This window comes from Aurantimonas aggregata, assembly GCF_010500835.1.
In the GTDB taxonomy this organism is placed as follows: domain Bacteria; phylum Pseudomonadota; class Alphaproteobacteria; order Rhizobiales; family Rhizobiaceae; genus Aurantimonas; species Aurantimonas aggregata.
This window is the reverse complement of the sequence record NZ_JAAAMJ010000001.1, coordinates 143,304-167,559: the sequence shown is the minus strand read 5'-3', so window position 1 is coordinate 167,559 and position 24,256 is coordinate 143,304. Positions and strand designations below refer to the sequence as shown.

The 24,256-nt window shown below is 67.1% G+C and carries 22 protein-coding genes and 1 tRNA gene; 16 read left to right on the top strand and 7 right to left on the bottom strand.

Features of this window, described 5'->3' with window-relative positions:
• Nucleotides 1-374: 374 nt before the first annotated feature.
• Together GTW51_RS00780 and GTW51_RS00775 are read right to left on the bottom strand one after the other, a co-directional pair.
• Nucleotides 375-449, bottom strand: a tRNA-Val gene (locus tag GTW51_RS00780).
• Nucleotides 450-553: 104 nt separating this feature from the next.
• Nucleotides 554-1,240 (bottom strand): HAD family hydrolase, encoded by a 687-nt coding sequence (locus GTW51_RS00775; protein WP_163041985.1) that lies wholly within the window; start codon nt 1,238-1,240, stop codon nt 554-556.
• A gap of 153 nt (nt 1,241-1,393) precedes the next feature.
• Between GTW51_RS00775 and rpiA the strand changes: the two genes are divergently transcribed.
• The 3 genes from rpiA (at nt 1,394) to gor (ending at nt 4,255) form a co-directional block, all read left to right on the top strand.
• Nucleotides 1,394-2,089 (top strand): ribose-5-phosphate isomerase RpiA, encoded by a 696-nt coding sequence (gene rpiA / locus GTW51_RS00770; protein WP_163041984.1) that lies wholly within the window; start codon nt 1,394-1,396, stop codon nt 2,087-2,089.
• Between the two features lie 196 nt (nt 2,090-2,285).
• The gene (locus GTW51_RS00765; protein ID WP_163041983.1) at nt 2,286-2,846 is read left to right on the top strand and encodes a DUF2059 domain-containing protein; all 561 of its coding nucleotides are present in this window, start codon (nt 2,286-2,288) and stop codon (nt 2,844-2,846) included.
• A 14-nt stretch (nt 2,847-2,860) separates the two neighbouring features.
• The gene (gor, locus tag GTW51_RS00760) at nt 2,861-4,255 is read left to right on the top strand and encodes a glutathione-disulfide reductase (protein ID WP_163041982.1); all 1,395 of its coding nucleotides are present in this window, start codon (nt 2,861-2,863) and stop codon (nt 4,253-4,255) included.
• A gap of 9 nt (nt 4,256-4,264) precedes the next feature.
• On the opposite strand, the gene GTW51_RS00755 is transcribed toward gor, so the two are convergent.
• Nucleotides 4,265-5,167 carry an alpha/beta hydrolase family protein gene (locus GTW51_RS00755; protein WP_163041981.1) on the bottom strand — a complete coding sequence of 301 codons (903 nt, stop codon included), beginning with the start codon at nt 5,165-5,167 and terminating at the stop codon, nt 4,265-4,267.
• Nucleotides 5,168-5,307: 140 nt separating this feature from the next.
• On the opposite strand from GTW51_RS00755, the gene GTW51_RS00750 reads away from it, so the two are divergent.
• From GTW51_RS00750 to GTW51_RS00735, 4 genes are all read left to right on the top strand, one after another.
• Nucleotides 5,308-5,943 carry a gamma-glutamylcyclotransferase family protein gene (locus GTW51_RS00750; protein ID WP_163041980.1) on the top strand — a complete coding sequence of 212 codons (636 nt, stop codon included), beginning with the start codon at nt 5,308-5,310 and terminating at the stop codon, nt 5,941-5,943.
• A gap of 166 nt (nt 5,944-6,109) precedes the next feature.
• A complete protein-coding gene (locus tag GTW51_RS00745; RefSeq protein ID WP_163041979.1) occupies nt 6,110-7,492 on the top strand; it encodes a class II 3-deoxy-7-phosphoheptulonate synthase in 1,383 nt (460 codons plus the stop codon).
• 115 nt (nt 7,493-7,607) lie between these two features.
• Nucleotides 7,608-8,405, top strand: coding sequence for a dioxygenase family protein (locus GTW51_RS00740; protein WP_163041978.1), 798 nt, complete (start codon nt 7,608-7,610; stop codon nt 8,403-8,405).
• Between the two features lie 48 nt (nt 8,406-8,453).
• Nucleotides 8,454-9,044: a hemerythrin domain-containing protein gene (locus tag GTW51_RS00735; RefSeq protein WP_163041977.1), complete on the top strand. Its 591-nt coding sequence runs from the start codon at nt 8,454-8,456 to the stop codon at nt 9,042-9,044.
• Here GTW51_RS00735 and GTW51_RS00730 read toward each other — a convergent pair.
• Nucleotides 8,998-9,684: a DedA family protein gene (locus GTW51_RS00730; RefSeq protein ID WP_203565826.1), complete on the bottom strand. Its 687-nt coding sequence runs from the start codon at nt 9,682-9,684 to the stop codon at nt 8,998-9,000. The two genes, GTW51_RS00735 and GTW51_RS00730, sit on opposite strands and share 47 nt — an antisense overlap.
• Nucleotides 9,685-9,895: 211 nt before the next feature.
• Nucleotides 9,896-10,444 (bottom strand): DUF1003 domain-containing protein, encoded by a 549-nt coding sequence (locus GTW51_RS00725; RefSeq protein ID WP_163041976.1) that lies wholly within the window; start codon nt 10,442-10,444, stop codon nt 9,896-9,898.
• An 82-nt stretch (nt 10,445-10,526) separates the two neighbouring features.
• Between GTW51_RS00725 and GTW51_RS00720 the strand changes: the two genes are divergently transcribed.
• The 3 genes from GTW51_RS00720 to gltX all read left to right on the top strand — a co-directional run bounded on the left by GTW51_RS00720 (nt 10,527) and on the right by gltX (nt 14,004).
• Nucleotides 10,527-12,245 (top strand): NAD+ synthase, encoded by a 1,719-nt coding sequence (locus GTW51_RS00720; protein ID WP_425483213.1) that lies wholly within the window; start codon nt 10,527-10,529, stop codon nt 12,243-12,245.
• A 2-nt stretch (nt 12,246-12,247) separates the two neighbouring features.
• Nucleotides 12,248-12,547, top strand: coding sequence for a hypothetical protein (locus GTW51_RS00715; RefSeq protein WP_163041975.1), 300 nt, complete (start codon nt 12,248-12,250; stop codon nt 12,545-12,547).
• Between the two features lie 83 nt (nt 12,548-12,630).
• Nucleotides 12,631-14,004, top strand: coding sequence for a glutamate--tRNA ligase (gene gltX, locus GTW51_RS00710; protein WP_163041974.1), 1,374 nt, complete (start codon nt 12,631-12,633; stop codon nt 14,002-14,004).
• Between the two features lie 28 nt (nt 14,005-14,032).
• Here gltX and GTW51_RS00705 read toward each other — a convergent pair whose 3' ends face one another.
• Nucleotides 14,033-16,348, bottom strand: coding sequence for an NADP-dependent malic enzyme (locus tag GTW51_RS00705; RefSeq protein ID WP_163041973.1), 2,316 nt, complete (start codon nt 16,346-16,348; stop codon nt 14,033-14,035).
• Between the two features lie 187 nt (nt 16,349-16,535).
• Here GTW51_RS00705 and GTW51_RS00700 point away from each other — a divergent pair, with 187 nt between their 5' ends.
• Together GTW51_RS00700 and GTW51_RS00695 are read left to right on the top strand one after the other, a co-directional pair.
• Complete coding sequence (locus tag GTW51_RS00700; RefSeq protein ID WP_163041972.1) at nt 16,536-17,375, top strand: UDP-2,3-diacylglucosamine diphosphatase; 840 nt, start codon at nt 16,536-16,538, stop codon at nt 17,373-17,375.
• A gap of 18 nt (nt 17,376-17,393) precedes the next feature.
• Nucleotides 17,394-18,422: a glycosyltransferase family 4 protein gene (locus tag GTW51_RS00695; protein WP_163041971.1), complete on the top strand. Its 1,029-nt coding sequence runs from the start codon at nt 17,394-17,396 to the stop codon at nt 18,420-18,422.
• 33 nt (nt 18,423-18,455) lie between these two features.
• On the opposite strand, the gene dgcA is transcribed toward GTW51_RS00695, so the two are convergent.
• Nucleotides 18,456-19,436 (bottom strand): N-acetyl-D-Glu racemase DgcA, encoded by a 981-nt coding sequence (dgcA, locus tag GTW51_RS00690; RefSeq protein ID WP_163041970.1) that lies wholly within the window; start codon nt 19,434-19,436, stop codon nt 18,456-18,458.
• A gap of 155 nt (nt 19,437-19,591) precedes the next feature.
• Between dgcA and GTW51_RS00685 the strand changes: the two genes are divergently transcribed.
• From GTW51_RS00685 to GTW51_RS00670, 4 genes are all read left to right on the top strand, one after another.
• Complete coding sequence (locus tag GTW51_RS00685; protein WP_163041969.1) at nt 19,592-20,770, top strand: MlaE family ABC transporter permease; 1,179 nt, start codon at nt 19,592-19,594, stop codon at nt 20,768-20,770.
• Nucleotides 20,751-21,602: an ABC transporter ATP-binding protein gene (locus tag GTW51_RS00680; RefSeq protein WP_163041968.1), complete on the top strand. Its 852-nt coding sequence runs from the start codon at nt 20,751-20,753 to the stop codon at nt 21,600-21,602. Before GTW51_RS00685 ends, GTW51_RS00680 begins: the two co-directional genes overlap by 20 nt.
• Nucleotides 21,602-23,551, top strand: a complete 1,950-nt coding sequence (locus tag GTW51_RS00675) for an MlaD family protein (protein ID WP_163041967.1) — start codon at nt 21,602-21,604, stop codon at nt 23,549-23,551. The genes GTW51_RS00680 and GTW51_RS00675 overlap by 1 nt, the downstream gene beginning before the upstream one ends.
• A gap of 81 nt (nt 23,552-23,632) precedes the next feature.
• Nucleotides 23,633-24,223 carry an ABC-type transport auxiliary lipoprotein family protein gene (locus tag GTW51_RS00670; RefSeq protein WP_163041966.1) on the top strand — a complete coding sequence of 197 codons (591 nt, stop codon included), beginning with the start codon at nt 23,633-23,635 and terminating at the stop codon, nt 24,221-24,223.
• The last annotated feature ends 33 nt before the right edge of the window (nt 24,224-24,256 follow it).

The following is a 24,256-nucleotide window of genomic DNA, read 5'->3' as shown; positions in this document are numbered from 1 at the left end:
GGTGGCGGGTCTCAGGTGCCCGCCGGTCGTTACCCGTGCAGTCATCCTCGTGGTCGAGCCGCCCCTCCGGCCACCCGCCGGTCTTCAGGAGTCAGGTGACACGATGGACTAGATGTTCGCGTCGCTCGTTCTCGTTGCTCCTGTAGCCGCCGCTCCCAACGCATAGAGCAGGGCGGTCCAAGCGGCGGCTCGAGCGTGCCTTCGTCCAGAAGAGATCGCCGGTGCCTCGTCGTAGCGCAGCTCGCTCTTGATCGGGGCGCTGTCGGAGGGGCGAAGGCTGGAGTTTGTCACGTCGCATGCCTCCTTCGCCTGCGGAGAAGGTAGCGGCTTGGTGCAAATTCCGAGGGTGTAAGATGTTCGGCCCAATGGAAGAATGGTGGGCGCGACAGGGATCGAACCTGTGACCCCCTCGGTGTGAACGAGGTGCTCTCCCGCTGAGCTACGCGCCCGGACCGCGCGGCAAGGCGCCAGCGGCAAGGTGCCGGGGATATAGTGCCCGAACGGCCCATTCGTCAACAAGCGGCTTGCCAGGAACAGATGCGGTCCGCCCCGTCTAGCGCCGCAGCGCCGCCCTGGCCACGATCTGGCGAGCGAAGGCGGCGTCGAGCCGGGCATAATCGTCGATCACCACCGTCGCCCCGGCGCGGGCCTCCGGGTCCGGCGCATACCCGAAATCCACCAGCACCGAAGCGACTCCCGCCGCGCGGGCCGTGGCGATATCGGTGATCGTGTCGCCGATCATGATCGATCCGGCCGGTTTGCCGAAGCTCCTGTCGATGGTGCCGGTGAGGTGAAGCGGATCGGGCTTGCGGCGGGCGAAGGTGTCCGCACCGCAGATCGCCGCGAAGCGGTAGGCCATGCCGAGTTCCGACAGGAGCAGCACGGCCAGCCGCTCGTGCTTGTTGGTGCAGACGGCCAGCGTGAAGCCCCCGGCGGCGAGGCGCTCCATGGCGTCGAGGGCGCCGGGGAAGGGGCGCGACTGCACCGCGATGTTTGCCTCGTAATGCTCCAGGAACCGTGACAGCTGCTCGTCTTCCTCGGTCTCGCCGAGCGGGCGGCCGTCCCAGCCATAGGCTTGACGCAGCATCACCCTGGCGCCGTGGCCGGCATGCGGGCGCACGAGGTCGAGCGGCACGGCGTCCATGCCCGCCGCCGCCAGGCAGTAGTTCAGGCTGGCAGTGAGATCCGGCGCGGTGTCGACCAGCGTGCCGTCGAGATCGAAGACAGCGACATCCGTCATGTCAGGGTTCGCCTTGCGCTGATCGCCGCGATCCTGCGGCGTCGACCGCTCTGGCCGGACTTGGTCATGACGTCAACCGCCGGGGACGGCAATCGACACCTTGCGGTAGACCGGCTAGACGAGCGGGCAGAACGCGCAGGAAACGGGGCCGTCATGGCGGACATGCAGGAACTGAAGCGACAGGCCGCGAAAGCGGCGCTCGACCGTGTCGAGGACGGCATGCGGCTCGGCATCGGCACTGGCTCGACCGCCGAGGCGTTCATCCGTCTCCTGGCCGAGCGCGTCGAAGGCGGGCTCGGCATCGTCGGGGTGACCACCTCGGAACGTTCCGAGGCGCTCTGCCGCGAGCTCGGCGTGCCGACGGCGACGCTGGAGGCTGTGCCGCAGCTGGACGTGGCGATCGACGGTGCCGACGAACTCGATGGCCGGTTGCGGCTCATCAAGGGCGGCGGCGGCGCGCTGCTGCGCGAAAAGATCGTCGCGGCGGCGTCGGACCGGATGCTGGTGATCGCCGACGCCTCGAAGCAGGTAGAGACGCTCGGCGACTTTCCGCTGCCGATCGAGATCAACGGCTTCGGGCTGATCGCGACCTTCCTGGCGATCCAGAAAGCGTCGCGGGCTCTCGGTCTCGATCCTGACCTGACCCTGCGCCGGGTCGGCGAGGAGCCTTTCATCACCGATAGCGGCCACCTGATCCTCGACGCAGCCTATGGCCGCATCGAGGATCCGGAAGCACTGTCCGCGGCGCTGCATTCGGTACCCGGTGTCGTCGAGCACGGGCTGTTCCTCGGACTTGCCACCGAGGCGATCCTGGCTTCCGCAGATGGGGTTTCGATCCTCAAGGCGTGAAGCCGACGGCGGCGAGCCGACTTGTCAGGCCATGCGGCGATCCACTAGACCCGGGGCCAAGGGACGAACGGGCTGGCTGCTGCCGGCCCTGCACGGGCACGAGGCACGGGCCAGCCGGCCAGTCTTTGTCGTGATAACGTGATAAGCCGATGCGATCCGATGCGGGGCATCGCCAGATAACGGAGACTAACGCTTGATGAACTTCAGCCAATCGACGCGCCGGGGCCTGTTTGCGGCCGCCGCCTTCGTGCTGATGGCGCCGGCATCGGCGATGGCGCAGGAGGCTACCGCCTCGCACATCGCCGCCGCCCGCGACGCCATTGCCGCCATCGACGCGACGGCGCAGTTCGACAACATCCTTCCGAATGCGGCGACGCAGATCAAGGCCGAGCTGATCCCCAACAGTCCCGACCGCCAGGACGAGATCTCGGAGATGGTCGACGAGCGGGCCATCGAGCTGGCATCGCGCCGCGCCGCGCTGGAATCGGAAGTCGCCCGCGTCTACGCCAACCTCTTCACCGAGGAAGAGCTTCGCGCCATCGCCGACTTCTACCAGTCCGAGGCGGGCCAGAAGCTGCTGGCGCAGGGTCCGGCGGCGACGCGGGACATGCTCCAGGCGGTCGAGGTGTGGAGCAACGGCATCGAACGCGATCTGCGCCAGAGCGCGCTCGAGGGCATGAACGAGCTCTACGGCGGCGAAGCACCCGCCGATGGGGCGGCGCCGGCCGATCCTGCCGCTCCCGCGACGCCGCAGTAAGAACGGGTGCCGACTTGAGCGCATACGACTACGATCTCTTCGTCATCGGTGGCGGCTCGGGCGGCGTCCGTGCGGCGCGCCGCGCTGCGATGCTCGGCAAGAAGGTCGCCATCGCCGAGGAATATCGCTTCGGCGGCACCTGCGTCATCCGTGGCTGCGTGCCGAAGAAGCTGTTCGTCTATGCCTCGCAGTTCTCCGAGGCGTGGGAAGATGCCCGCGGCTTCGGCTGGAACTTCGGCGAGCGCCGCTTCGACTGGTCGCGACTGATGGCCAACAAGGACCGGGAGATCGAGCGCCTCGAAGGCATCTATCACGCCAATGTCCAGAAGACCGGAGCGCAGATCCTTGCGTCGCGCGCGGTGATCGAGGGGCAGCACGAGATCCGGCTGCTGGCGACGGACAAGGTGGTCACGGCCGACAAGATCCTGATCGCCACCGGCGGCCGTCCCAACCCGTTTGCCGACCTGCCGGGTGCCGAGCACTGCATCACGTCCGAGGAAGCGTTCCATCTGGAGCGCCTGCCGGGGTCCGTGGTGATCCTGGGCGGCGGCTATATCGCAGTGGAGTTCGCCAACATCTTTCTGGGCCTCGGTGTCCAGACGACGCTGGTCTATCGCGGCCAGGAGATCCTGCAGGGCTTCGATGACGATCTTCGCCACGGCCTGCACCAGGCGATGGAGCACAAGGGCATGTCGGTGCGCTGCCGCGACACGCTGATCAAGGTCGTGCAGAAGCCGGACGGGCGCTTCGAGGCGCATTGCGAGAGTGGCGACATCCTCGATGCCGACGAGGTCATGCTGGCGATCGGCCGCAAGGCGAATACCGAGAATCTCGGGTGCGAGAAGGCCGGTGTCGAACTCGACGCCCGTGGCGGCGTGGTGGTCGACGAATATTCCCGCACGACCGCCGACAATATCTTCGCCATCGGCGACGTGACGCATCGCGTCCAGCTGACGCCGGTCGCCATCCACGAGGCGATGTGCTTCGTGGAGACGGCGTTCCGGGACAATCCCACCCGTCCGGATTACGACACGATCGCCACGGCCGTATTCTCCCAGCCCGAGATCGGCACCGTCGGATTGACGGAAGCCAACGCTGCCAAGAGCTTCGACGAGATCGAGATCTACAAGGCGACGTTCAAGCCGCTGAAGAACAGCCTGTCGGGCCGTGACGAGCGGACCATGATCAAGCTGGTCGTCGATGCGGCCAGCCGAAAGGTGATCGGCGCCCATATTCTCGGGCCCGACGCGGGCGAGCTCAGTCAGGTGCTGGGGATCGCGGTCAAGGCCGGCGTGACGAAGGACCAGTTCGATTCCACCATGGCGGTCCATCCGACCATGGCCGAGGAACTCGTCACCATGTACGAGCCGAGCTACCGGCTGCGGAACGGTGAGCGCATCGCGGCCTGATCCAGCGCCTCAGTGCGCTGGCGGGACGGTCCCGGCCAGCAGGAAATCTGCCACCGGCTGCCAGAGGGTCGAGCGCAGATTGCGCTTGAAGAAGCCGCTGTGGCCGATCGCGCGCTGCCCTTCGGGCGCCGACAGCCAGCGTTCGGTCAGGTCGGCGTTGGGAAAGCGCCGCAGCAGCGCCGAAACGGCGGCCGGCGTGCCCCACGGGTCGTCGGCAATGCCGATCGACAGGAGCGGCAGCCGCACATCGGCGAAGCGGGAGGTTTCGGCCACGGCCGGATCGTCGAAGAAGAACGCCTCGCGCCGGCACCAGCGCGCCCAGTCCCGGAAGATCGGACCGGCGAGGGCGGTGCCCAGCCCGAGCGAGGCGGGGACCTGTCCGAGCAGGTAGGTGGCCGGCACGCCGGCGAAATTCATCCGCGCGAAGACCTTGAGCGGTTCGCGCGTCCGGCGATAATAGCCGTTCAGCGAGGCGACCATCGCGTAGCGCTCGAACTTTGCTGAGACCCCCGACAGCCCGATCGCCAGTCCGCCGAAGGAATGGCCGATGCCGACCAGGCGGGTCGCCCCGGTCTGATGCTGCAGCGCCTCGAGCGCGGCGGGAAAGTCCCGCGTGCCCCATTCCTTCATGCGGTGCTGGCGCGCGCCCGGCTGGCGGGCCGCCGCGCCGAGGCCGCGATAATTGTAGGTGAGCACGGCCTGGGCGCCGCGTTCGAGAAGATATTCGGCGAAGGCTCGATAGAAGCGCCGCTCGACGGCCGCCGCGGACGACAAAAGGATCGCCGGTGCATCGGTGTCGGCGTTCTCGCCGACGAACAGCGTCGCCGGCAAGTCGACGCCGTCGTCGGTGCGAACGGTCAGGTCCCGGCGCCGCACGGGCGTCGGAGAGGCAGTCGATACGGCTTCGGTCATGGAGCAGACGTGGGCATGCCGGCGCAGACATCAATGGCCCGTCCGCCAACTGTGCCGGTCGGCCCTTCCGGCCGTCGCATCGCGCGAGCGAATGGCGCCGGGGCTGTTGAACTTGCTGACGGTTCCGGTAGAGCAACGGCATGGACATTCACGAAGACCATCCCGACCTGGCAGAGCTGGCCGAAAAGGGCGAGATCGTCGCCTATTTCGGCTACGGGTCGCTGGTCAATCGGCGGACGCTGCGCACCAAGTTCCTCGGGATCCGTCGGGCGAGCGCGCATGGATGGCAGCGCTTCTGGCTGCCCCGTGGCGAAGACGGCGACATGGCGCTCCTTTCGGTGCAACCGACCGAAGACCAGGCCATCGAGGGGGTGGTCGTCTACGACCGGGTGGAGCATCTGCCAGCCGTCGACGAGCGCGAGGCCGGCTATGCCCGCCGGATCGTCGATCTCGGACGGCTCTCGGTCGAGCGGCCGCCGATTGCCGACGTCCCGGTCTATATCTACGAGGCGCACCGGGGTACCCCGGACGCCGCCGAGACGCAGTCGGCGATCCTGCAGAGCTACCTCGACGCAGTCATGCAGGGCTTCCGGACGCTCTATGGAGAAGACGGGCTGCGTCGCTTCGTTGCCGGAACGGAAGGCTTCGAGACAGCAGTCCTGCAGGATCGCGACCAGCCGCGCTATCCGCGCTCGGTCACCCTGTCCGATGGGGAAGCTGCGCTGTTCGACCGGCTGGTCAGCGAGCGCGGCGCGCGATTTATCACCCCCGGCTGAGAGCGCGGCGAGGCGGTATTTGCCGCGAAAGATGACAAAACCGCCCGGAAGTGCTTAAAGCCCGCGCAGGTGGCGGCCCGATCGTATTGCGAGCCGACCCATCCTATTTCGACCCCGCGACGCAGAGACAGACGACCGGCAAAGCGTCCGGTCAGGAGACAAGACCATGGCGAAGGACTGGAACCCGGCAAGCTGGCGCTCGATGCCCATCGAGCAGGTCCCGGATTACCCGGACCCGATGGCGCTGGCAGACACCGAGAAGAAGCTCGCGACGTACCCGCCGCTGGTTTTTGCAGGTGAGGCGCGCAAGCTGACCCGTGCGCTGGGCGAAGTCGCCGAAGGCCGTGGCTTCCTCCTGCAGGGCGGCGACTGCGCCGAGAGCTTCGCCGAGCACGGCGCCGACAACATCCGCGACTTCTTCCGCGCCTTCCTGCAGATGGCCGTCGTCCTCACCTTCGGCGCCTCGCAGCCGGTGGTGAAGGTCGGCCGTATTGCCGGACAGTTCGCCAAGCCGCGCTCGTCGAACAACGAGACCCGCGACGGCAAGACGCTGCCGTCCTATCGCGGCGACATCATCAACGGCATCGAGTTCGACGAGGCCTCGCGGATTCCCTCGCCGGAGCGCCAGATCGAGGCGTACCGCCAGTCGGCGGCGACGCTCAACCTGTTGCGCGCCTTCGCCCAGGGTGGCTACGCCAATCTCGAGAACGTGCATCAGTGGATGCTCGGTTTCGTGGGCGGGAGCCCGGAGGCTGAGCGTTACAGGGCGCTGGCCGACCGCATCTCCGAGACGATGAACTTCATGCGGGCGATCGGGATCAACTCCGAGAACCACCCGTCGCTGCGCGAGACCGATTTCTTCACCAGCCACGAGGCGCTGCTGCTCGGCTACGAGGAGGCGCTGACGCGCGTCGATTCCACCTCCGGCGACTGGTACGCGACGTCCGGCCACATGATCTGGATCGGCGACCGCACCCGGCAGGAGGACAACGCCCATGTCGAGTTCTGCCGCGGCATCAAGAACCCGATCGGCCTCAAATGCGGCCCGTCGCTGGAGCCCGACGCACTGCTGCGGCTGATCGACAGGCTGAACCCGGAGAACAAGGCCGGGCGCCTGACGCTGATCACCCGCTTCGGGCACGAGAAGGTCGACGCGCATCTGCCGAAGCTGATCCGCGCCGTGGAGCGGGAAGGGCGTAAGGTCGTGTGGTCCTGCGATCCGATGCACGGCAACACGATCACGCTCAACCACTACAAGACGCGGCCGTTCGACCGGATCCTGTCGGAGGTCGAGAGCTTCTTCGCGGTGCATCGCGCCGAGGGCACCCATGCCGGCGGCATCCATATCGAGATGACCGGCAAGGACGTGACCGAATGCACCGGCGGCGCGCGGCCGGTGCTGGCCGAAGACCTGTCGGATCGCTACCACACCCATTGCGATCCGCGGCTCAACGCGAACCAGGCGCTGGAACTCGCCTTCCTGGTGGCCGAGCTCCTGAAGGACGACCACGCGGCCGCACCGTCGCAGCAGCAGGCGGTCATCCGCTAGGCTTCAGCCTCCACCTGCGGCGGACGGATCTGTGAACGATCCGTCCGCCGCAGGTCGCGTGACCGCAGAGGCATGCGGGTACTATTTTGATCGGGTCCCGACCGGAGCCGACGCCATGTCCCCGATGCCTAGCCTGTTCATCTCCCACGGCTCGCCCGACGTGGCGGTCGCCGAGACCGAGGCGACGCACTTTCTGCGCGGCCTTGCCGCCGCATTGCCGCGGCCGCGGGCCATCGTCGTCGCCAGCGCGCATTTCGAGGCCGAGGGCAAGATCCTCGTTTCGGGCGACGCCCAGCCTGAGACCATCCACGATTTCGGCGGCTTCGACCGCAGCCTCTACGCGATCCAGTACAAAGCGCCAGGCGATCCGACGCTGGCAGCCAGCATCGCATCGGCGCTCGGCGAGAGCGGGTTTGCTGCCGAAGCGGTGACCGACCGTGGCTTCGACCATGGCACATGGGTGCCGCTCAGCCTCGCCTACCCGGACGCGGACATCCCCGTCGTGCAGGTCTCAATCGACCCGGGCGAGGGGCCAGCTTACCATCTGAAGCTCGGCGCGGCGCTGGGCTTCCTGCGGGCCGACGGGGTACTTGTCATCGGGTCGGGTTCGTTCACCCACAATCTGCGCGAAGCCTTCGCCCGGATCCGCCAGAACGACCGAAAGGCCGCGACGCCGGAATGGGTTTCAACCTTCTCGGAGTGGATGACCGACCGGCTCGTCGCCGGGGACCGGTCGGCGCTGGCGGCCTATCGAACGAGTGCTCCATTCGCGCGCGAAAACCATCCGACCGACGAGCATCTGATGCCGCTCTACGTCGCGCTCGGGGCCGCAGGCGCCGCGGCAAAGGCGACGAAGCTCCACGCAAGCCATGATTTCGGCGTGCTGGCGATGGAAGCCTTCGCCTTTGCCTGAGGCGAATTATCCAGCGATACGAAACGGAAACCGGCGGATGCTGCGACAATGATTCAAGCCATCGACCTCGACACCCGACCCGGCCTGCCCGCCGATCTGCGCCAGCTGCTCGAGCGCTATCCGCGCGACGTCTGGGACGGCCACGCCAATCTCGGCAACACGGCGCGCTTCTGGCTACAGCGGCACGATATGTTCCGCGAACTCGGCGGCGCGCTGCAGGATGGGCTGTCGCAGCACCGTGAAGGCACGGTCGAGCTCGATCCCTTTCGCCGCTGGTTCGCGCCGCGCCTGCAGTTCTTCCTGACGCAGCTCGAGGGGCACCATCAGATCGAGGACCAGCATTACTTTCCGGCGTTCCAGCGGGCGGAGCGCAAGCTGGCGCACGGTTTCGAGCTGCTCGAGGCCGACCACGAGGTGATCCACCACGACCTCATGCAAACCGCCGAGACGGCCAATCGCTTCCTGGCGATCGAGGTCGCCGCCGGCCCGCGGCCGAGCGACGCGGCCCGCCGCGCGGCGGATGGCTACGCCGATGCGAGCGAGCGGCTGTTGAAGCGGCTGATCCGGCACCTCGAGGATGAAGAAGACCTGATCATTCCTCTGATCCTCGATCGGGGAGAGGCTGCGATCGGGATCTGACGGCAGCGAGTTCCGGCTGGGTCTCGTCAGACGCCGCGGTGGCGTCGCGTCGGCGCCTGCGGATACGCTTCGTCAGCGCCGGACCCCACTGACGCCAGGCGAACCAGCTTGCGAGCAGGACCGCGATCACCGCCAGGGCGATGCCGACGCCTTGCTCCATCACTTCCAGCTGCGCGAAGACCGACCCGATCGAGTAGCCGAAGACATAGCCGAGCGTGGTGAAGATGCCGGCCCAAAGCCCGGCTCCGATCAGGTTGAGCAGCGCGAAATGGACGACCGATATGCGCGACAGGCCGAGCGCGATCAGCCCTGGCATCCGCAACCCGTAGATGTAGCGGTTGACGATGACGAAGAATGCCGGGTACCGCTCGACGAGGCGGATGGCCCGGGCGAACTTGTCGTGGTCGCGCCAGCGCGCCACCCATCGATGGTTAGAGGCGTAGCGGGCGAACAGGAAGACCGAGAGGTCGCCGATGCACGAGCCAACGAAGGCAAGCGCGATCATCATCTCGAGCGGGTATGAGCCGCGATAGGCGAGGAAGCCGCCGATGATCGCGAAGACCTCACCCTCGAAGAAGGTGCCGGCCAGGACGATGATCGGCCCGAATTGGCCAATGAGGCCCAGAATTTCGTACACCATGGCTCCGACCGTCGGGACAGGAATTACCGCCGGCAACGGACCGCGGCAGTGTCTGGTTCATTGCGGCGGCTTGTTACAGAGTTTTGCGGCGCAAAGAAGTGGCTTCGTTCGGGGGCCTGACGAAATACGCCCGCGAAATTGCCGCGCCACCCGGCGAGGTCAGGCTTCTCGGCTGCGAGAGGATCGCGCTTCTCCCGGTCATTCGCAAGCCTCAGGACAAGCCACGCTCCATTCGTTCCAGGCGTTCGGATATCGCCGCCAGCGTCGCGGCGAGGGCGGCCAGTTCGGCGCTCCGCAGCGCATCGACCTTTTCGTGCAAAGCGAGAATCTCGATCTCGGCCTTGAGGTTGACCTGATAGTCGTGGCCGGCGTCCAGCCGGTCGCGGGCCGCGGCCCGGTTCTGCGACATCATGATGATCGGTGCCTGGATGGCGGCGAGCATCGAAAGGATCAGGTTGAGGAAGATGAACGGATAGGGATCGAACGGGTTCGTCGTCAGCAGGAGCGTATTGGCGACAGCCCAGACGACAAGGAAGGCGAGAAAGGCGAGAATGAAGCCCCAGGAGCCGCCGATGATCGCAATCTTGTCGGAGAGCCGATCGCCTAAGGAAAGCTGCGCCTCGAAAGCGGCATTGCTGTCGGCGGCGATCGGCTGCCGGGCGTGGGCCTGCTCCAGGATCCGCCGCTCGACGGGTCGCAACCGATCGAGCGGTCGGCCGAACCAGCGCACCGCGCCCGCCTCGAATTTCACTTTCGACATGGTGGTTCTCTCCAAGGTCGGCCGAAGCCGGGCTCGCGCCGTCACCGGGAGATTGATATGAGCCGGATCGACGGTTGAACAGATGACCGGCGAGAACACCAACGGGATGTTCGAAGAAGGACTTGGCGTGCAGAACCTGACCGACCGCCTGACGCTTGCCGTCGCGCAGCTCAACCCCGTCGTCGGCGACGTCGCCGGCAATCTGGAGCGTGCCCGTACGGCGCGGGCGGAGGCTGCGAGCCGGGGGGCCGACCTCGTCCTGTTCACCGAACTGTTCATTGCGGGCTATCCGCCAGAGGATCTCGTGCTGAAGCCGGCATTCGTCGATGCCTGCCGGGAAGCCGTCGAGGCGCTGGCGCTGGAGACGACGGATGGCGGGCCGGGGGTCATCATCGGCTGCCCGCTGCGCAACGACGAGGGTCTCCATAACGCCGTCGCGGTCCTCGACGACGGCCGGATCCAGACATGGCGGTCCAAGGTCGACCTGCCGAACTACGGCGAGTTCGACGAGAAGCGGGTGTTCCAGGCGGGCCCAATGCCGGGTCCGGTGAACTTTCGCGGGCTGCGGCTCGGCATCCCGGTCTGCGAGGACATCTGGGGCGATCTCGGCGTCTGCGAGACGCTGGCGGAATCGGGCGCGGAGATCCTGCTGGTGCCGAACGGCTCGCCGTTCTATCGCGGCAAGCTCGACGTGCGCCATCAGGTGGTGCTGCGGCAGGTTATCGAGACCGACCTGCCCGTCGTCTACGCCAACGCCGTCGGCGGCCAGGACGATCTCGTCTTCGACGGCGCCTCCTTTGCCTTCCACGGCGACCGTAGCCTCGCCTTTCAGCTGCCCGAGTTCGACGAGGGCGTGTTCGTCACGCAGTGGGCGAAAACGGACGATGGCTGGGTCTGCGAGGGCGGGCCGGTGGCATCGCTGCCGGACCCGGACGAGGCAATCTGGCGGGCCTGCGTCCTCGGGCTGCGCGACTATGTCGACAAGAACGGCTTCCGCTCGGTCGTGCTCGGCCTTTCCGGCGGCATCGATTCGGCCATCGTCGCGGCCATGGCCGTCGATGCGCTGGGCGCGGCGCGCGTCCATTGCGTGATGCTGCCCTACCGCTACACCGCCGAAACCAGCCTGGAAGACGCCGAGGCCTGCGCCAAGGCGCTCGGCGTTCGCTACGACATCGTGCCGATCGCCGAGGCGGTGGAGGGCTTCGGCCATGCGCTGGCGCCAATGTTCGCGGGCACCGAGCCGGGCGTGACCGAGGAGAACATCCAGAGCCGGGCACGCGGCGTCATCCTGATGGCGATCTCGAACAAGTTCGGCGCGATGGTCGTCACCACCGGCAACAAGAGCGAGATGAGCGTCGGCTATGCGACGCTCTACGGCGACATGAACGGCGGCTTCAATCCGATCAAGGACCTCTACAAGACCGAGGTCTTCCGCCTCGCGCGCTGGCGCAACGCCCATTGCCCCACCGGTTCGCTCGGGCCGGATGGCGTCGTCATTCCGGTGCGGATCATCGACAAGCCGCCTTCGGCGGAACTGCGCGAGGATCAGAAGGACGAGGATTCGCTGCCGCCCTACGGGGTCCTCGACGCGATCCTCGAGCATCTGGTCGAGCATGACGGCGGCGTCGACGAACTGGTGGCGCGGGGCTACGACGCCGACACGGTGCGGCATATCGAGCGGCTGCTCTATGTCGCCGAGTACAAGCGCCGCCAGTCGGCGCCGGGGACCAAGGTGACGCGGAAGAATTTCGGCCGCGATCGGCGCTATCCGATCACCAACCGGTTCCGGCACGGAGCCTGACGATGCTGGAAATGCCGCCGCTCGACTCGCTCGCCATCGCCTTCACCGGCGTCGGCCTGTTGTTCTTTTTGCGCTATTTCCTGGCGATGCGGCGGATATGGAAGGTCGTCGGCTATCGCCCGAGCTTCCAGTTCGGCGACTTCTTCCGGGCGACGCGGCACGAGGCGTTCGGCCCCGACCTCGAGCCCGAACGGCGCTATGCGGCGCGGCAGCTGATGCTCGGCACCGGCCTGGTTCTGTCGGGGCTGGTGCTGTTTGCCTGGCTCCTGGCGACCGGCGCGCCGATCCGCTTCGATATCTAGGCCAGTTGTCGTCGGCCGGTGAATGACATGCCGGGCAGGGCCGTCCGATTGCCAGCGCCTCGCACGTTCTCTAGGTCAGGGCGATGACCGTCACCGTTCGTTTCGCGCCGTCGCCCACGGGCCACCTGCACATCGGCAATCTGCGCACCGCGCTGTTCAACTGGCTGTTCGCCAGGCGGGAGGGCGGCCGATTCGTCCTGCGCTTCGACGACACCGACCGGGAGCGGTCGCGGCGCGAATACGCCGACATGATCGAGACCGATCTCGCCTGGATCGGCATCTCGCCGGATCTCGTGGTGCGGCAGTCGGAGCGGCTGGCGCTCTACGAGGCGGCGGCGGAGCGGCTGCGGGCAGCGGGCCTGCTCTATCCCTGCTACGAGACCCCTGACGAGCTCGACCGCAAGCGCAAGCGGCTTGCCGCCCGCAACCTGCCACCGGTCTATGGCCGCGAGGCATTGCGGCTGACGGAGGCCGAACGCGCGGCGCTCGCCGCCGAGGGGCGGCGCCCGCACTGGCGGTTCCTGCTGCCGAATTTTGGCGACGATCCGTTTTTTCCGACGCGCACCGAGATCCACTGGGACGATCTCATCCGCGGTCCGCAGACGGTGGATCTCGCCTCGCTGTCGGACCCGGTTCTGGTGCGCGAGGACGGCAGCTTCCTCTATACGCTGCCGTCCATCGTCGACGACGGCGATCTCGGCGTCACCCATGTCATCAGGGGCGACGACCACGTCACCAACACGGGCGTCCAGGCGGCGATCTTCGCGGCGCTCGGCCTCACGGTCCCGCGCTTCGGCCATCACAACCTGCTGACGGCGCTCGGCGGCGAAGGCCTGTCGAAGCGCTCCGGAGCGCTGTCGCTCAAATCGCTGCGGGAGGAAGGCTACGAGCCGATGGCCGTCGCCTCGCTGGCGGTGCTGGTCGGCCATGCCGGTGCCATCGAGGCGATGCCGGACCTGGCGTCGCTGGGCGAGCGCCTCGCCTTCGACGAGGTCTCGGCATCGTCGTCGAAGTTCGATCCCGCCGAGCTCGACCGGCTCAACGCCGAGATCGTGCACGGGCTGGACTATCCGGCGGTTGCCGACCGGCTGGCGGCGATCGGCGTGCCGCCGGAGCAGGCGCCGACCTTCTGGGATGTCGTCCGAGGCAATTGCGCCAAGGTCGGCGACGTCGCCCAGTGGGTGCCGGTGGTGTTCGGCGACGAAGTGCCGACGCCGGACCTGTCCGAGGAAGACCAGGCGATGGTCCGGACGGCGCGCGACCTGTTGCCGGCGGGCGAGATCGACGCCGGCACGTGGCGCGCCTGGACCGGCGCGGTGAAGGAGGCGACGGGTCGCAAGGGCAAGGCGCTGTTCATGCCGCTTCGCCTCGCGATCACCGGTGTCGACCATGGGCCGGAGCTTGCCGGGCTTTTGCCGCTGATCGGCCGGGAACGACTGCTGTCACGCCTCGGCTAAGGCGTGATGCAGGCTTGAGGCACGTGCCTCAGGCTTTGGCTTCCGCCTGCTGGACGGCCTGCGCCGTCGCGATCGCCGCCATGTTGACGATGCCGCGCGACGTTATCGAGGGCGTCATCACATGGGCGGGCGAGGCCGCGCCGAGCAGGATCGGCCCGATGTGCAGCGCCTCGGTCATCGTCTTCACCACGCTGAGCGTGATGTTCGCGGCGTCGAGATTGGGGAAGATCAGAAGATTTGCTTCGCCCTTTAGGGTCGAATTCGGCATCAGGCGCTTGCGCATTTCCTCGTTCAGCGCGGCGTCGCCGTGCATCTCGCCGTCGACTTCGAGGTCCGGCGCCTGCGCCCGGATCAGAGCCAGGGCCCGGCGCATCTTGCGCGTCGCCTCGGTGTCGTCGGTGCCGAAATTGGAGTGCGAGACCAGCGCGCCTTTCGGCTCGATGCCGAAGCGCCGGATCGCCTCCGCCGCGAGCAGCGTCATCTCGGCGATGTCCTCGGCCGAGGGGTCGCGCTGGACATAGGTGTCGAGGAAGAACTTCGTGCCCTGCTGGAAGATCAGGCCGCTCATCGCGGCGAAGCGGCGCACGCCCGGCGTCATGCCGATGACCTGGCTGATGTCGCGCACATGCGGCGGGTAGCGGCCTTCGAGGCCGCAGAGCAGCGCATCGGCCTCGCCGCGCGAGACCGCAACGGCCCCGATCACCGTGTTGTTGGTGCGCACGATGGTGCGCGCCGTGTCCGGGTTGACGCCCTTGCGGCCGACCTTCTCGAAATAATGGTCGACATAGTCGCGGTAGCGCGGATCGTCCTCCGGATTGACCACCTCGAAGTCGGTGCCCGGCCGGATGCGCAGGCCGTAGCGCTCGAGCCGGCTGGCGATGACGCCGGGCCGGCCGACGAGGATCGGCAGGCAAACCTTCTCCTCGAGCAGAACCTGCGCGGCGCGGAGCACCCGCTCGTCCTCGCCGTCGGAGAAGATGACCCGCTTGCCGGAATTGCGGGCGATCTGGAAGATCGGCTTCATCATCAGGCCGGAGCGGAAGACGAAGCGGTTCAGCCGGTCCATGTAGGCCGGCATGTCGGTGATCGGCCGGGACGCAACGCCCTCGGCCTCGGCGGCCAGTGCGACGGCCGGGGCGATCTTCAGGATCAGCCGCGGGTCGAAGGGCGAGGGGATCAGATAGTCCGGCCCGAAGACCGGCGTTTCGGAGCCATAGGCCCGCGCCGCGACTTCGGACACTTCCTCGCGGGCGAGCGCCGCTATGGCGTCGACCGCGGCCATCTTCATTCCCTCGGTGATGCCGGTGGCGCCGCAATCGAGGGCGCCGCGGAAGATGTAGGGGAAGCAGAGGACGTTGTTGACCTGGTTGGGGAAGTCAGACCGGCCGGTGCAGATCATCGCGTCCGGCCGCACAGCCTTGGCGAGTTCCGGCATGATCTCCGGCGTCGGGTTGGCGAGCGCCATGATCATCGGCCGCTCGGCCATCGACTTGAGATACTCGGGCTTCAGGACCCCGCCGGCCGAGAGGCCGAGAAACACGTCGGCTCCCTCGATCGCCTCTTCCAGCGTGCGCTTGTCGGTCTGCCGCGCGTAGACCGCCATCCAGCGGTCCATGCGCTTCTCGCGCCCCTCGTAGACGACGCCCTCGATGTCGGTGCAGGTGATGTTCTCGCGGCGCGCGCCGAGCTCGACGAGCAGGTTCAGGCAGGCGATGGCGGCGGCACCGGCGCCGGAGGTGACGATCTGCGCGTCCGCCAGGTTCTTGCCGGCGAGCATCAGGCCGTTGCGGATCGCCGCCGCGACGATGATTGCGGTGCCGTGCTGGTCGTCGTGGAAGACCGGGATCGCCATGCGCTCGCGCAGCCGTGCCTCGACCTCGAAGCACTCCGGCGACTTGATGTCTTCGAGATTGATGCCGCCGAAGGTCGGCTCAAGCGCAGCGACGACGTCGCAGATGTGGTCGATCTCGCGCGCCTCGATCTCGATGTCGAAGACGTCGATATCGGCGAATTTCTTGAACAGAACCGCCTTGCCCTCCATCACCGGTTTGGAGGCGAGGGGACCGATGTCGCCGAGGCCGAGGACGGCGGTGCCGTTGGAGACCACCGCCACCAGATTGGCCCGGCTGGTGTAGACCGCGGCCAGCGACGGGTCGCGGGCGATCTCGCGGCAGGGGGCGGCGACGCCGGGCGAATAGGCCAGCGCCAGGTCGCGCTGGTTGCCGAGCGGCTTGGTGGCGCGGATGGCGAGTTTCCCGGGCGTCGGATAGCGGTGGTAGAACAGCGCCTGCTCGTCGAGGTCGGCGGTGGTCATGCCCGTGCCGCCCGTTTCGTTCTCCGACATGCAAACTCCCCTGCTTTTCCGGCGGCTGTCCCACGCCGCCCGCGGCTCCTTCTAAACGATCACCTGCGGCTGGCAACCGACCCGCGGCACCTGCCGCAACGGGAGCGCGTGCCATGCGTCACACGCATGCAATCAGAATCAGTCATTTCCAGCTCTTAGCGAAGGGGACCGGTGAGGCAGGCACAGGATGGCGACCATGCATCAGTTGACGACGGCGCGTCACTTCAGGACGCTGTTCATCTCCGACGTCCATCTCGGATCCAAGGCGGCGCAGGCCGAACTCTTGGTGGATTTCCTTCGCGTTCACGACGCCGAGAAGATCTATCTCGTCGGCGACATTGTCGACGGCTGGCGCCTCAAGCGCTCGTGGCACTGGCCGCAGGCCCACAACGACGTGGTCCAGAAGCTCCTGCGCAAAGCACGCAAGGGCGCCTCCGTGATCTACGTGCCAGGCAATCACGACGAGTTCCTCAGGGATTTCCCTGGCCAGCATTTCGGCGGCGTCGAGGTGAAGCTCACCGACATCCACGTCACGGCGGACGGGCGCCGCTTCCTGGTCATCCACGGCGATGCCTTCGACGTCGTCGTCCGCAATGCCCGGGTCATCGCCTATCTCGGCGACTGGGCCTACGATGCCGCAATCGCCATCAACGTGGTGTTCAATGTCGTGCGGCGCCGGCTCGGCTTCCCCTACTGGTCGATTTCCTCCTGGGCCAAGCTGAAGGTCAAGAACGCGGTCAACTTCATCGGCGCCTTCGAGACGGCACTGGCGGAGGAGGCACGAAAGCACGATTGCGAGGGCGTGATCTGCGGCCATATCCACCACGCACAGCTGACCACGCATGATGGCATCGAATACGTGAACACCGGCGACTGGGTGGAAAGCTGCACCGCGGTCGCCGAGCGCCACGACGGGTCGTTCGAGCTGATCCGCTGGACCGAGACCGCCCGCGAGAGACTGCCCAAGGGTGAACGCGAGGCGTATGCTGCCGATACCGCTCCATCGTCGGCGGCCGAGGCGGCCTGAAAGCAAGGACCGAAGCCCATGAACCGCTTCCTGATCGCCACCGACGCCTGGCAGCCGCAGGTAAACGGCGTCGTGCGCACGCTGTCCAGCCTCTGCGACCAGCTGCGCGACCGCGGGGCCGAAGTGCGGGTGGTCAGCCCGCTCGACTTCCGCACCGTCGCCTGTCCCACCTATCCGGAGATCCGACTGGCACTCGCCTCCGCCGACCGCCTGGGGCAGATCATCGACGAGTTCCAGCCGACGGCGATCCACATCGCGACGGAAGGCCCGGTCGGCCTCGCAGCGCGGCGGGCCGCCTTGCGCAGCGGACGGCGCTTCACCACGAGTTTCCACACGCGATTCCCGGAATATCTGCGCAAGCGGGCGCCGATCCCCGAAAGCCTGACCTACGGCTTCCTGCGGCGGTTCCATGCCCCGGCATCGGCCTGCCTGGTGCCGACCGAGTCGATGCGCCGCAAGCTGGTCGATCTTGGGTTCCGCAATCTCGTCACCTGGACGCGCGGCGTCGATCGCCGCCAGTTCCATCCCGCCGAGCCGATCGCGCTCAACCTGCCGGGGCCGATCTTCCTGACCGTGTCGCGTATCGCGCCGGAGAAGAACATCGAGGCTTTTCTCGACCTCGACCTGCCGGGGTCGAAGCTCGTCGTCGGCGACGGGCCGATGCTGCCGGAGCTGATGCGGCGCTATCCGCACGTGCATTTCGCCGGCGCCCAGACCGGCGAGGCGCTGGCGCGCTACTATGCTTCCGCCGACGTCTTCGTCTTCCCTTCCAAGACCGATACGTTCGGGATCGTGCTGATCGAGGCGCTGGCCTGCGGCGTGCCGGTGGCGGCTTATCCGGAGCCGGGTCCGATCGACGTGATCGCCGGGTCGAATGCCGGGCGGATCTCGACGGATCTGCGCGAGGCATGTCTCGCGGCGCTGTCGCTGCAGCGCAGCGATGCGCTCGAACGCTCCAAGGCCTACAGTTGGGAGGCCTGTGCCGACGTCTTCCTGCAGACCTCGCTCGAAGCGCAGGCCGAGCCGGCGCTGCGCCTCGCAAGCTAGAGGCTCAGTCGGCCAGCATCGACGGGGCCGGGGTCAGCCCCAGAGGTCCGGGCTCGGCGGGGCCACGGTCGAGCCGTCATAGACGAGGCCGTGTGGCCGGTCCTTCGCCAGCAGCAGCGGCCCGTCGAGGTCGACGAACTCGGCAAGCTGCGCCAGCAGCACGGCAGGGGCCATGGCCAGGGACGTACCCACCATGCAGCCGACCATCACCCCGAATCCGAGTTCCTGCGCCCGCGTCACGAGCCGCAGCGCCTCGGTCAGGCCGCCGGTCTTGTCGAGCTTGACGTTGACGAAGTCGTAGCGGCCGCGCAGCGCCTTGAGGTCCTCTGTGGTATGAACCGACTCGTCGGCGCAGATCGGCACCGGATGCGGTATCTCGGCGAGGATGGCGTCCGCGCCCTTCGGCAGCGGCTGTTCGACCAGCACGGCCCCGGCCGCCGCGGCAGCCTGGAGATGGGCCCCGACATTGGCATCGGTCCACCCTTCGTTGGCGTCGAGGATGAGCCGGGTCCCGTGGGTCGCCGCATGGATGGCGGCCATGCGCTCGAGATCGCCCTCGGTCCCGACCTTGATCTTCAACAGGCTGCGCTGGGCAACCCTGGCGGCTTGTGCCATCGCGGCCGGCGCGTCGATACCGATCGTATAGGCGGTCTCGATGGGGCGGGGCGCCGTGCGGCAGATCAGCTCTGCCACCCGCTGCCCACTGGCCTTTGCCTCGATATCCCAGAGCGCGCAGTCGAGGGCGTTGCGCGCTGCCCCGGCGGGAAGCAGCATAAGGAGATCCTGCCGCGACGCGCCCTGTTCGATGTCGGCGCGGACGGACTCGATCGCCGCGATGACGCTGTCGACGCTCTCGCCGTACCGGGCATAGGGCACGCACTCGCCGCGCCCGCGCACTTCGCCGTCGGCGATCTCGCAGACGATCACCACCGCTTCGGTCTTGGCGCCGCGCGAAATGCGGAATTCGCGGGCGAGCGGGAAGTGCTCGACTGTGACCGAAACACGACGCGGCATGGCTTATCGATCCCTCTGGGCGGCGGAACGGCGGAGAATCCATGACAAGAGGTCAATAGATGATTAATCCTTGGCCCCCAGTACGAAGCGCCGCGAACAGGGCGATCCGCGCCTCGCTATGTCCGGCACTTCGAAGGAAGGTCAAGCACTCGCCCATGCCCGAGAGTTCACCAGCACGTACGGCCGGCGCGACCGGGCGGCGTCACGCTGTTCCGCCTGCGCTCGATCGCGAGCAGCGGGACGGCCGCGTCGTGCTGAAGGCGACCGGTGACTGGCTGGCGCGCACCGTCGGCTCGCTGGAGCAGACGGTCGGCGATGTCGGCAAGTCGGACGCTGCCTCGAGTGCCGTCGTGGACTGCGGGAGCATCGGTCGGATCGATACCGCCGGCGCGTTCGTCATCGAGCGGCTCGCCCGCGACCTCGGCGGACAGTCGAAGCTCGAGGGCGTGGCGGAGCGCGACACGGCCCTGTTCGATGCGGTGCGGCGCGCCATGGACGCCGAGCGGCCGGACGTCGTGGCGCCCAAGGGCAACGTCCTGGCCGGTCTGCTGGACGCTGTCGGGCGCGGTGTCGTCAGCATGTATGACGAGATCGTCATCGCGCTCAACATCATCGGTGGCGCGATCTTCGGCGCCGGACGCCGGCTCAGCGGACGGACGCAGATCCGCTCGGCTGCGATCTTCAACCAGATCGACCAGATGGGGGTCAAGGCGGTCCCGATCATCATGCTGATGAGCTTCCTCATCGGCGCGATCATCGCGCAGCAGGGCGCCTTCCAGCTGCGTCGCTTCGGCGGAGAGGTCTACGCGGTCAACCTCATCAGCATTCTCGTCCTGCGCGAGATCGGCGTGCTCCTGACGGCGATCATGATCGCCGGACGATCCGGCAGCGCCATCACCGCCGAGATCGGCTCGATGAAGATGCGCGAGGAGGTCGACGCGCTCCAGGTCATCGGGCTCAACCCGATCGGGGTCCTGGTGTTTCCGCGCCTCGTCGCGCTGACCATCGCGCTGCCGTTGCTGACCGTCCTCGCCAATCTCTCGGCGCTGCTCGGCGGCATGCTGGTGCTGAACGTCTATTCAGGCATCTCGACGGCGAACTTTATCCAGGGGATGCAGTCCTCCATCGACCTGTTCACGGTGTTTTCGGGCCTGATCAAGGCGCCGTTCATGGCGATCATCATCGGGCTCGTGGCGTCCTCCGAGGGCATGAAGGTCGGTGGCAGCGCCGAAAGCCTCGGCCTGCACGTCACCGCCGCGGTGGTGAAGGCCATCTTCCTGGTCATCCTGATGGATGGGATATTCGCGATCTTCTATGCCTCCATTGGTCTCTGATCCCGCTCGCCCGAACGGGGCCGCCGCCGCTTCGCAGGATGACGACATCATCATCCGCGTCGAGGACGTGACCGTGCGCTTCGGCGAGAACACGATCCTCGACAACCTCTCGCTCGACGTGCGACGCGGCGAGATCCTCGGCTTCGTCGGCCCGTCGGGTTCCGGCAAGTCGGTGCTGCTGCGGACCATTCTCGGCCTCAACCAGAAGCAGGGCGGGACGATCGACGTGTTCGGGATCAACTACCCGGAGGCCAGCGACGACGACCGGCTGGCGGTGGAACGCCGCTGGGGAGTCCTGTTCCAGCATGGCGCGCTGTTCTCCTCGCTGACGGTTCTCGAGAACATCGAAGTACCGATGCGAGAGTATCTCGACCTGTCGCCGGCGCTGATGCACGAGTTGGCGCGGTTGAAGCTCGATCTCGTCGGCCTGCCGCAGGATGCGGCCGGAAAATTCCCCTCCGAACTGTCGGGTGGCATGATCAAGCGCGCCGCCCTTGCACGGGCATTGGCGCTCGATCCGGACGTCGTGTTCCTCGACGAGCCGACATCAGGTCTCGACCCGATCGGCGCTGCCGATTTCGATCAGTTGATCATGACGCTCCGGGACACGCTGGGCCTCAGCGTGTACATGGTCACCCACGACCTCGACAGCCTGTTCCAGGCGTGCGACCGCATCGCCGTGCTCGGGGACGGCAAGGTGCTGGTCGAAGGTCCGCTGTCGACCATGCTCGCCTTCGACCACCCGTGGGTGAAATCGTACTTCCACGGCAAACGTGCGCGCACCATCGTCGCGCCGGAAAATGCCGGGCATGCCCAAGAGGGGATTGTTTGATGGAATCCAAGGCGAACTACGTCCGCGTCGGTCTCTTCACGCTCGTCGTCCTCGTGCTGGCGTTCGGTTTCGTCTATTGGTCGATCTTCGCGTCCCAGGGCGACTCCCGCGTGCCGCTGCTGGTCCGGATCGAGGGTTCGGTCACCGGCCTGCAGCAGGGCAGCCAGGTGCTGTTCAACGGCCTGCCGGTGGGCTCCGTTCAGTCGCTGCGCATCGATCCCAACAATCCCCGTGTGGTCATCGCCTCCACCCAGGTCGATCCGGACCTGCCGATCAAGGAAACGACGCAGGCCAATATCGGCTTCCAGGGCCTGACGGGATTTGCGTTCATCGAGCTGAAGGGCGGCGCCGCCGACGAGCCGGACATCATCAAGGAAGCGCAGCAGCAGGGCACCGTGCCGATCATCAGGGCCAATCCGTCGGACATCACCGATATCCTGGCCACGGCCCGCGACATCGCCGACCGGGCGAACACGATCCTCGGCGAGTTCGAGAGCATCGTCGCCGGCGCCGGGCCCTCGATCAGCGTGACGCTCGATAACGTCTCGAAGACCTCCGAGAACATCGAGCGGTTCACCTCGAGCCTTGCGGCCAACTCCGACGACGTCGACCAGTTCCTGCAAAGCCTGAGCCGGCTGGCCGACACCGCGAATACGGTGGCCGCGGGTCTGCCGCAGGCGATCGAAGAGGCGCAGGCCATCCTCGCAGCGGTCGATCCGGCCGCGATCCGCACCACGGTCTCCAACATCGCCGCCATGTCCGAGACGCTGCGGGCCCAGTCCGAGAACGTCGAGAGCGTCGTCGCCTCGGTGCGGACCGCGGCGGACAGCATCGGCGGCGTGGGCGAGATCATCAGCCGCAACACGCCGCAGATCGACCGCTTCCTCGCCGGCCTTGGGCCGATCACCGAGACGGCGACGCGTGTCGCCGAGCGTCTGGACACCACGCTGGAAACGGCCAACCGCGTCGTCGCGGCCGTCGATCCCGCCACGGTATCCACCGCTATCGACGACATCGCCGCGACGGCCAGCAACGTCTCGTCGCTGACGCAGTCGATCTCGACGCAGCGCGAGGCGATCAATTCGGCGATCGCTGGGGTCGCCAACTCGGCCCAGAACGTCAACCGCATCACCACGACGATCGCCGGGCGCAGCAGCGAGATCGACGGTCTGCTCGCCGGGCTCGGACCGATCACCGAGAACATCACCGAAGCCAGCCGCCAGGTGAACGAGACCGTGGCCTCGGCGGACGCGCTGATCAACTCGATCGATGCGACGACCGTCAATGAGGTGATCGGCGACGTGCGCAACGTCACCTCGGCGCTCAGCGCCAAGACGCCGGAAATCCAGTCGATCATCGACGGCGTCGACCAGACGGTTCGGACGCTCGAGACTGCTCTCGAGGGGTTCTCCCAAACGCGCGCCCAGGTCGACACGCTGCTCGCCAGCATCGATCCGGGCCAGGTCAACCGCGCGGTGGAGAACGTGTCCTCGGCGACCGACAACGTCGCCCGGGCGGCAGACTCGATCGCCGGCGTCGCCGACTCCATCGGCGAACGGCGCGAGGACATCAACGACATCATCACCAATGTCGAGCTGACCAGCCAGCGCATCAGCGCCGCGTCTCAGCGCATCGACAGCGTCGTGACCTCGGTCAACGACCTCCTGGCCGGCGCCAGGGACGGTACCAGCCTCGGCACCGACGTCGCCACGACGCTCCGGTCGATCCGGTCCGCCGCCCAGTCGATCCAGGCGGAGGTGACGCCGATCTCGGCCAATCTCCAGCGGTTCACCGGCCAGGGCCTGCGCGAATTCCAGACACTGGTGCGCAACGTGACGCAGTCGGTCGGCCGCATCGACCGGGCCGTCGACGATTTCTCGAACAACCCGAGCCGACTGATCTATGGCGGCGACGCGGTGCAGGAATATGACGGTCGAACCCGGCGCTAGCGGCGCCTGTCGACGGCACGTTGACAGCTGCGGTGACGGGTGCGAGCAAAAGGTCGCGACGGCGACAGGAACAGGCAAGACATGATGCGTTCAACGACCCGACCGGTCCTGCTGGCGTTCCTCGCGGCGTCCCTTAGTTCCTGCCTCTCCTCGCCGCCGCCCGCGACCTTCGAGATCTCCGCTCCGGCGATGGTCCAGAACGTTGCCGGCCAGAGCCGGGCGCAGATCCTCATCCCCGAGCCGACCGCGATCAAGACGCTGGACAGCGAGCGGATCGTCGTGAAGCCGACGCCTTTCTCGGTGCAGTATCTTGCCGGCAGCCAGTGGAGCGACCGGCTGCCGCGCATGGTGCAGCTGCGGCTCCTGCAGGCCTTCGAGAACACCGGCCGGATCGGCGCCGTTGGGGTGCCCGGCCAGGGGCTGGCCATCGACTACCAGATGGTCATGGAACTGCGGAAGTTCGAGATCGAGGCAGTCGGCCCGACGCGGGCGGTGATCGAGATTTCGGTCAAGGCGCTGAACGACCGCAACGGCAGCGTTCTGCGTACGCAGGTCTTCGCCGTCCAGGCGCCGGTCACCGGCACGGCCAACGCCGATTATGTCGCTGCCCTCGACCGAGCCTTCGAGCAGATCTCGGCCGAGATCGTCCGCTGGACGCTGGCGCTGATCTGACGACGCCATAGGCGCCATTCTCTCTGCCTGACA

Bases quoted from the DNA above. Each gene is read 5' to 3' on its own strand.
- GTW51_RS00745 (WP_163041979.1), top strand. From the start codon at position 6,110: ATGGCGAAGGACTGGAACCCGGCAAGCTGGCGCTCGATGCCCATCGAG.
- gltX (WP_163041974.1), top strand. From the start codon at position 12,631: ATGACCGTCACCGTTCGTTTCGCGCCGTCGCCCACGGGCCACCTGCAC.
- GTW51_RS00740 (WP_163041978.1), top strand. From the start codon at position 7,608: ATGTCCCCGATGCCTAGCCTGTTCATCTCCCACGGCTCGCCCGACGTG.
- GTW51_RS00725 (WP_163041976.1), bottom strand. From the start codon at position 10,444: ATGTCGAAAGTGAAATTCGAGGCGGGCGCGGTGCGCTGGTTCGGCCGA.
- GTW51_RS00705 (WP_163041973.1), bottom strand. From the start codon at position 16,348: ATGTCGGAGAACGAAACGGGCGGCACGGGCATGACCACCGCCGACCTC.
- GTW51_RS00730 (WP_203565826.1), bottom strand. From the start codon at position 9,684: ATGGTGTACGAAATTCTGGGCCTCATTGGCCAATTCGGGCCGATCATC.
- GTW51_RS00675 (WP_163041967.1), top strand. From the start codon at position 21,602: ATGGAATCCAAGGCGAACTACGTCCGCGTCGGTCTCTTCACGCTCGTC.
- GTW51_RS00695 (WP_163041971.1), top strand. From the start codon at position 17,394: ATGAACCGCTTCCTGATCGCCACCGACGCCTGGCAGCCGCAGGTAAAC.
- GTW51_RS00750 (WP_163041980.1), top strand. From the start codon at position 5,308: ATGGACATTCACGAAGACCATCCCGACCTGGCAGAGCTGGCCGAAAAG.
- GTW51_RS00680 (WP_163041968.1), top strand. From the start codon at position 20,751: ATGCCTCCATTGGTCTCTGATCCCGCTCGCCCGAACGGGGCCGCCGCC.
- GTW51_RS00715 (WP_163041975.1), top strand. From the start codon at position 12,248: ATGCTGGAAATGCCGCCGCTCGACTCGCTCGCCATCGCCTTCACCGGC.
- GTW51_RS00685 (WP_163041969.1), top strand. From the start codon at position 19,592: ATGCCCGAGAGTTCACCAGCACGTACGGCCGGCGCGACCGGGCGGCGT.
- GTW51_RS00670 (WP_163041966.1), top strand. From the start codon at position 23,633: ATGATGCGTTCAACGACCCGACCGGTCCTGCTGGCGTTCCTCGCGGCG.
- GTW51_RS00720 (WP_425483213.1), top strand. From the start codon at position 10,527: ATGACCGGCGAGAACACCAACGGGATGTTCGAAGAAGGACTTGGCGTG.
- GTW51_RS00775 (WP_163041985.1), bottom strand. From the start codon at position 1,240: ATGACGGATGTCGCTGTCTTCGATCTCGACGGCACGCTGGTCGACACC.
- GTW51_RS00755 (WP_163041981.1), bottom strand. From the start codon at position 5,167: ATGACCGAAGCCGTATCGACTGCCTCTCCGACGCCCGTGCGGCGCCGG.
- GTW51_RS00735 (WP_163041977.1), top strand. From the start codon at position 8,454: ATGATTCAAGCCATCGACCTCGACACCCGACCCGGCCTGCCCGCCGAT.
- dgcA (WP_163041970.1), bottom strand. From the start codon at position 19,436: ATGCCGCGTCGTGTTTCGGTCACAGTCGAGCACTTCCCGCTCGCCCGC.
- rpiA (WP_163041984.1), top strand. From the start codon at position 1,394: ATGGCGGACATGCAGGAACTGAAGCGACAGGCCGCGAAAGCGGCGCTC.
- GTW51_RS00765 (WP_163041983.1), top strand. From the start codon at position 2,286: ATGAACTTCAGCCAATCGACGCGCCGGGGCCTGTTTGCGGCCGCCGCC.
- GTW51_RS00700 (WP_163041972.1), top strand. From the start codon at position 16,536: ATGGCGACCATGCATCAGTTGACGACGGCGCGTCACTTCAGGACGCTG.